This is a genomic window from Microcella sp. (genome assembly GCF_033763155.1).
Taxonomy (GTDB): domain Bacteria; phylum Actinomycetota; class Actinomycetes; order Actinomycetales; family Microbacteriaceae; genus Microcella.
Genome location: NZ_JANRKZ010000076.1, coordinates 23,526 through 30,421, shown reverse-complemented (window position 1 = coordinate 30,421; position 6,896 = coordinate 23,526). Strand labels below are relative to the sequence as shown.

The following is a 6,896-nucleotide window of genomic DNA, read 5'->3' as shown; positions in this document are numbered from 1 at the left end:
CGTAGATTTCCTGATCTGGCGTGCGCGTCAGACTCAGTCTTCGGTGGCTCGAGCGATGGGCGTCACGCCCGGGTCGCTCAGCCACAAGCTGAACGGCCGCCGCCCGTGGAGCGCAACAGAGATTGCGTGGGCAGCTGGGCGGTTCGGCGTGACCGTAGACGCGCTTTTCCGCACGGATGGCGTGGTGGGCCCTGAGGGATTCGAACCCCCGACATCCTCGGTGTAAACGAGGCGCTCTACCAACTGAGCTAAAAGCCCGTGTTCTCTTAGCGTACCGGCGCGCAGAGGGTCACAGTGCGGCCAGTGCCTCACGGTATGCCGACAGCGGTCGTGCCTCGCCGGGTGCGACCGAGAAGGATGCCCGCACTACGCCTGCCGCGTCAACGAGCACGGTGGCCCGCGTGGCAAAACCCTTCTCGTCGAGAAAGGCACCGTAGCGCCGAGCCACCTCGCCGTGGGGCCAAAAGTCGGCCAGCAAGGTGAAGTCGTAGTTCTCGCGCTCGGCAAACACTCGCAGCGTGGCGGTGGAGTCGACGGAGATCGCGAGAAGCCGAACACCCGCAGCCTCGAAGATCGCGAGGTTGTCGCGCAACTCGCACAATTCGCCCGTGCATGTACCTGTGAAGGCGAGGGGAAAGAACACGATCGCGACCGCCGTCTCGCCTCGCAGGGCACTGAGAGTAACACTCTGGCCGAATTGGTCACGCAAGGTGAAGTCGGGCGCGAGGTCGCCCGGGGCGGGAAGAGTGGCTGCCTGCACGGCTGGCTCCTGGCGCTCATGGTTCTCGCACCGAGGGGTGCGGAGGGGGTGACTAGACTCGACAGCGCTCGTGCGATTTCCACGACGCCGCAACCCGGCGCCCGAAACGCGCCGACACACTCTGTCTACCACCAGAAAGAGGTCAAGGGTGACGGTCAACGACCAAGATCCATACTCGGTCAGCCACGTCGATTCCGATCCGGATGAGACCGCAGAATGGAACGAGTCGCTTACTGCGGTCGTCCACGAGCGGGGTGCGGGTCGCGGACGCGACATCATGCTCAGCTTGCTGAAGCGCTCGAAAGAGTTGCACCTCGGCGTGCCGATGGTGCCGACCACCGACTACCTCAACACGATCGCTCCCGAGAATGAGCCCGAGTTTCCGGGCGACGAAGAGCTCGAGCGCCGCTACCGCGCGTGGATCCGATGGAACGCCGCCATTACCGTGCACCGCGCACAGCGGCCGGGCATCTCGGTTGGTGGTCACATCTCGACCTACGCATCCAGTGCCGCCCTCTACGAAGTAGGACACAACCACTTCTTCCGCGGTGCCGACCACCCGACCGGTGGCGACCAAATCTTCTACCAGGGCCACGCCTCGCCCGGTATGTATGCTCGTGCCTTCCTCGAGGGTCGACTGACGACCGAGCAACTCGATGGCTTCCGTCAAGAAAAGTCCCACGCCGGTGGCGGGCTCTCGAGCTACCCGCACCCGCGTCTCATGCCCGACTTCTGGCAGTTCCCGACGGTATCGATGGGCATCGGTCCTATCAACGCGATCTACCAGGCGCAGCTCAACAAGTACGTGAGCAACCGCGGCATCGCGCAGGCCGACGACACGCAGGTGTGGGCCTTCCTCGGCGACGGCGAAATGGACGAGGTCGAGAGCCGCGGTGCGCTGCAGCTCGCGGCCAACGACGGTCTCGACAACCTGAACTTCGTGATCAACTGCAACCTGCAGCGTCTCGACGGGCCGGTGCGTGGCAACGGCAAGATCATCCAGGAGCTCGAAAGCTTCTTCCGCGGTGCCGGCTGGAACGTCATCAAGGTCGTGTGGGGTCGCGAGTGGGATGCCCTGCTCGCGCAAGACCACGAAGGCGCCTTGCGCGACCTCATGAACCGCACTCCCGACGGTGACTACCAGACCTACAAGGCCGAGTCGGGAGCGTTCATTCGTGAACACTTCTTCGGTCGCGACCCGCGCACCGCGGCCATGGTCGCCAACTACACCGACGACGAGATCTGGGGTCTGCGTCGTGGTGGCCACGACTACCGCAAGGTCTACGCCGCTTTCAAGGCCGCAAGCGAACACAAGGGTCAGCCCACGGTCATCTTGGCCAAGACGGTCAAGGGATACGGCCTCGGCCCGAGCTTCGAGGGCCGCAACGCGACCCACCAGATGAAGAAGCTCACGCTCGAGAACCTCAAGCAGTTCCGCGACGAGATGCGCATTCCCATCACCGACGCCGAACTTGAGGCCAACCCGTACCAGCCGCCGTACTACCACCCCGGCCAGAACGACCCGGCGATTGAGTACCTGCAAGAGCGTCGCCGTGAGCTCGGCGGTTATGTGCCCGAGCGTCGCTCGAAGTACACGCAGGTCTCGTTGCCCGATGCGGCCACCTACGACGTGGTCAAGAAGGGCTCTGGCAAGCAAGAGGTCGCCACGACCATGGCCTTCGCTCGCTTGCTGAAAGACCTGCTGCGGTCGAAAGATTTCGGCCACCTCATCGTGCCGATCATTCCGGATGAGGCGCGCACGTTCGGCATGGACGCCTACTTCCCGACCTCGAAGATCTACAACCCCAACGGTCAGCACTACACGAGTGTCGACCGCGAATTGCTGCTCGCCTATAAAGAGAGCCCGCAGGGTCAGATCATCCACACGGGCATCAACGAGGCGGGAGCGGTCGCGGCGTTCACGGCCGTTGGTACGAGCTACGCGACGCACGGCGAGCCGCTCATTCCCGTGTACGTCTTCTACTCGATGTTCGGCTTCCAGCGCACGGGCGATGCCTTTTGGGCCGCTGGTGACCAGATGACGCGTGGCTTCATCATCGGCGCCACCGCCGGTCGCACAACGCTTACCGGTGAAGGCCTCCAGCACGCGGATGGCCACTCGCCCTTGCTCGCGAGCACGAACCCCGCGGTCATCACGTATGACCCCGCGTTTGGCTACGAGATCGGGCACATCATGCGCGCCGGACTCGAGCGCATGTACGGAGGGGCGCATCCTGACCCCAATGTCATGTACTACCTGACGGTCTACAACGAGCCCCAGGTTCAGCCGGCTGAGCCCGAGAACCTCGACGTCGACGGCCTGTTGCGCGGCATCTACCTGCTCAACGCGGGCACCACGCTCGGCCCCAAGGCGCAGATTCTCTCGTCGGGCGTTGCGGTGCCCTGGGCGCTCGAGGCGCAGCAATTGCTTGCTGACGACTGGAATGTCTCTGCAGATGTGTGGAGCGTGACGTCGTGGAACGAATTGCGCCGCGACGGCCTTGCCGCTGAAGAACACAACTTCTTGCGGCCCACCGAGCCGCCGAAGGTGCCCTACGTCACGAGCAAGCTGCAGGCAGCCGAGGGCCCGTTCATCGCCGTCACCGACTTCATGCACGCCGTTCCCGACCAGATTCGACCGTTCGTTCCCGGTGACTACGCAACGCTCGGCGCCGACGGCTTCGGCTTTAGCGACACGCGACCGGCGGCACGCCGCTTCTTCACCATTGACGGACCGTCGATCGTCGTGCGCACGCTTCAGCAGTTGGCACGGCGTGGCGCTGTCGACCCGAGCGCGGTCGCTGCGGCGATCGAGAAGTACCGCCTCTACGACGTGACGGCCGGCACGACCGGCTCGGCCGGCGGAGAGTCCTAACACCGAGAGTGGGTCCGCGCGGTGACGCGCGGACCCCTCGCTTCACCGAAGGAGCACGGTGGCAGAGCTGACGAAAGCGCAGACGCTTCAGTGGCTGCGCAACATTTCTGGTGAGCTATCGACGGCAACGCTCAAGCGACTCGATGACACCTTGCCGTGGTACGGCACCATGCCGCCCAGCAGACGCTCGGCCGTGGGATTAGTCGCGCAAGCGGGCATCACCTCCTTCATCAGCTGGTACGACGACCCGAGCTCGCAACCCTGGATCGCCGCTGACGTCTTCGGCGCGGCCCCTCGGGAGCTGCTCCGCTCCGTGAGCCTCCAGCAGACACTGCAGCTCATTCGCGTGGTCGTTGAGGTCGTCGAAGATCACGTACGCGATCGCGACGAGAACCTGCGGCACGGCATTCTGCTCTACAGCCGCGAAATCGCTTTCGCTGCGGCCGACGTCTATGCACGCGCCGCCGAAGCGCGCGGGCTGTGGGATGCCCGTCTCGAGGCCCTCGTCGTCGACAGCATTCTCAGCGGCGAGTACGACAACGAGTTGCCCAGCCGGATTGCCGCGCTCGGGTGGAACGGCCATGGCGAGGTCTGCGTGCTCGTCGGCACAACCCCCCGCATCGTTGATGTCGATCAAATTCGCCGCACGGCTCGCCACGTTGAGGCCGATGTTCTCATCGGTGTGCAAGGCAACCGACTCGTGGTGGTGATCGGCCGGGCCACGCCGCGCACGGACGACGAACAGCCCCAACCCGCGCCAACCCACACGTTCGCTCAGATCGCCGAAGCGCTCGAGCCCACGTTCGGCCCCGGCAACCTCGTATTGGGGCCCGAGGTGGCCGACGTCGTCGAAGCAGGCAAGAGCGCCAAGGCTGCTTTGGCCGGGTTTGCCGTGGCGAAATCGTGGCGCAACGCTCCGCGTCCGACTCTCGCCGACGACCTCTTGCCTGAACGCGCTCTCGCGGGTGACCCCATCGCTCGGGGAACCCTCATCAATCGCATCTACCGCCCGCTCAAGGCCCACAACCCCGAGCTGTTGCTCACGCTGTGGTCGTATCTCGACAACGGTCGCAGCCTCGAGGCGACAGCTCGTGAGCTCTTCGTGCACCCCAATACCGTGCGGTATCGCCTCAAGCGCATCAGCGAGGTCATCGGATGGGATGCCACCGGTGCCCGCGAAGCCCTGATTTTGCAGTGCGCCCTGATCGTCGGCTCGATCGCTGAACCCGAGGGCGGGCAACGGAAGTCCCTGTAGACCTTCGACAAGGTCGTTGTACGTTTGTGCACGAGATCCCTACCACCACCCCGCACCACCCCTTGGGAGGATAAAACTCATGATTGTCGTCGTGGCACCCGGTCAGGGCTCGCAAACCCCCGGCTTCTTGGAGCCCTGGATTGCCGACCCCGCCCATCGAGAGCGCCTCGCGCAGTACTCCGAGGCCGCCGGCGTTGACCTCATTGCGCACGGCACGGTGTCGGACGCCGACACCATTCGAGACACTGCCATCGCTCAGCCGCTCATCGTTGCCGCAAGCCTGCTGAGTGCCGCTGCCCTGCTCGACGGCCGTCGCGAGCGCGTCGGAGCAGTTGCCGGACACTCCGTCGGTGAGTTCGCCGCCGCGGCTATCGCGGGCGTGCTGAGCGACGCCGACGCTCTGCGACTCGTGCGCGAGCGCGGTCTCGCCATGGCCGACGCCGCTGCCGCCGTGCCCACCGGCATGAGCGCCGTCCTTGGCGGAGATGAGGATGCGCTTGCCGCACGCCTGGCCGAACTGAGGCTCTCACCCGCCAACATGAACGGCGGCGGCCAAACCGTCGTCGCTGGCGAACTGCCCGCGCTGGCGGCGCTCGCGGCCGAGCCTGTGGCCGGATCCCGCGTGATTCCCCTTCAGGTCGCTGGCGCCTTCCACACGCACTACATGGGGCCCGCGGTCGACCGGTTGCGCACGGCTGTTGCTGGCGTTGAGGCTCATGATCCGAGCATCCGTCTGTACACCAACCGCGATGGGTCGGCCGTCACGTCGGGTTCGTCGGCCGTCGAGTTGCTGGTCGGTCAGGTGTCGTCGCCCGTGCGGTGGGACCTCTGCATGCAGTCGTTTGCGAACGATGACGTGACCGGCGTGATTGAACTGCTCCCCGCCGGCGCCCTCGTAGGCCTCGCGAAGCGAGCATTGAAGGGCGTGCCGACCGTGGCCGTCAAGACCCCCGACGACCTCGCGGCCGCCATCGAGATGTTGGAGAACGCATGACCCAGCCCACCCCTCTTCACCAATCGGTCGGCGTGCCGTTCACCCGCATCTACGCGGTCGGCGCCGCACGAGGCGACATCACGGTCACGAATGACGACATCGCGGGTCCTATCGATTCGAGCGACGAGTGGATTCGTCAGCGCACGGGAGTGATCACGCGCAAGCGCGCATCGAGCGACGTGCACGCGATCGACTTGGCCGAGGCGGCGTCGCGCGAAGCCATCGACAAGGCGGGGATCTCGCCCAGCCAGATTGGCGCGGTCATCGTCTCGACCATCAGCAACTCGGTGCAGACTCCGTCGCTCGCGGCACTGCTTGCCGACCGCATCGGCGCGACGCCGGCCCCGGCCTACGACGTCTCTGCCGCCTGTGCGGGCTACACGTACGGCATCGCGCAAGCCGATGCCTTCGTTCGGGCAGGACTCGCCGAGTATGTGCTCGTCGTGGGCGCTGAGAAGCTCAGTGACTTTGCGAAGCCGACCGACCGCACGATCTCGTTCTTGCTCGGCGACGGCGCGGGCGCCGCGATTGTCGGCCCGAGTGACACGCCCGGCATCGCCGCCACCGTGTGGGGCTCAGACGGCTCAAAGTGGGACGCCGTGGGCATGGATCGTCCGTTCAAAGAGGCGTTCGACGACCCCGATGGCGAGTTTCCGACTCTGCGTCAAGAAGGCCAGACGGTCTTTCGCTGGGCCGTGTGGGAGATGGCCAAGGTGGCGCAGCAGGCTCTGGATGCCGCGGGCGTCACCTCTGACCAGCTAGCAGCGTTCATCCCCCACCAAGCCAACATGCGCATCATCGACGAATTTGCGAAGCAGCTGAAGCTCCCGGAGAGCGTCATCGTTGCTCGTGACATCGCGACGACCGGCAACACGTCGGCCGCGTCGATTCCTCTCGCGACGCACCGACTGCTCGAGGAGCATCCTGAGCTCAGCGGCGGGCTCGCGCTGCAGATTGGCTTTGGCGCTGGCCTCGTCTTCGGCGCCCAAGTCGTTCGCCTTCCCTAACGCCA

The 6,896-nt window shown here is 65.3% G+C and carries 6 protein-coding genes and 1 tRNA gene; 5 read left to right on the top strand and 2 right to left on the bottom strand.

The annotated features are described in order from the left end of the window. Positions 1-10 precede the first annotated feature (10 nt). Complete coding sequence (locus SFU54_RS11720) at positions 11-226, top strand: helix-turn-helix domain-containing protein (protein WP_413466555.1); 216 nt, start codon at positions 11-13, stop codon at positions 224-226. Here SFU54_RS11720 and SFU54_RS03525 read toward each other — a convergent pair. Both SFU54_RS03525 and SFU54_RS03520 read right to left on the bottom strand, forming a co-directional pair. Then, positions 183-258 (bottom strand) — tRNA-Val (locus SFU54_RS03525). The genes SFU54_RS11720 and SFU54_RS03525 overlap by 44 nt on opposite strands. Before the next feature lie 31 nt (positions 259-289). Then, the gene (locus SFU54_RS03520; RefSeq protein WP_319014928.1) at positions 290-760 is read right to left on the bottom strand and encodes a peroxiredoxin; all 471 of its coding nucleotides are present in this window, start codon (positions 758-760) and stop codon (positions 290-292) included. Positions 761-908: 148 nt separating this feature from the next. Between SFU54_RS03520 and aceE the strand changes: the two genes are divergently transcribed. The 4 genes from aceE to SFU54_RS03500 all read left to right on the top strand — a co-directional run bounded on the left by aceE (position 909) and on the right by SFU54_RS03500 (position 6,891). Further along, positions 909-3,635 carry a pyruvate dehydrogenase (acetyl-transferring), homodimeric type gene (gene aceE, locus SFU54_RS03515; protein WP_319014927.1) on the top strand — a complete coding sequence of 909 codons (2,727 nt, stop codon included), beginning with the start codon at positions 909-911 and terminating at the stop codon, positions 3,633-3,635. A 67-nt stretch (positions 3,636-3,702) separates the two neighbouring features. Continuing rightward, a complete protein-coding gene (locus tag SFU54_RS03510) occupies positions 3,703-4,890 on the top strand; it encodes a helix-turn-helix domain-containing protein (protein ID WP_319014931.1) in 1,188 nt (395 codons plus the stop codon). A 79-nt stretch (positions 4,891-4,969) separates the two neighbouring features. Next, positions 4,970-5,884 (top strand): ACP S-malonyltransferase, encoded by a 915-nt coding sequence (locus SFU54_RS03505; protein WP_319014926.1) that lies wholly within the window; start codon positions 4,970-4,972, stop codon positions 5,882-5,884. Continuing rightward, complete coding sequence (locus tag SFU54_RS03500) at positions 5,881-6,891, top strand: beta-ketoacyl-ACP synthase III (RefSeq protein WP_319014925.1); 1,011 nt, start codon at positions 5,881-5,883, stop codon at positions 6,889-6,891. The genes SFU54_RS03505 and SFU54_RS03500 overlap by 4 nt, the downstream gene beginning before the upstream one ends. Positions 6,892-6,896 lie beyond the last annotated feature (5 nt).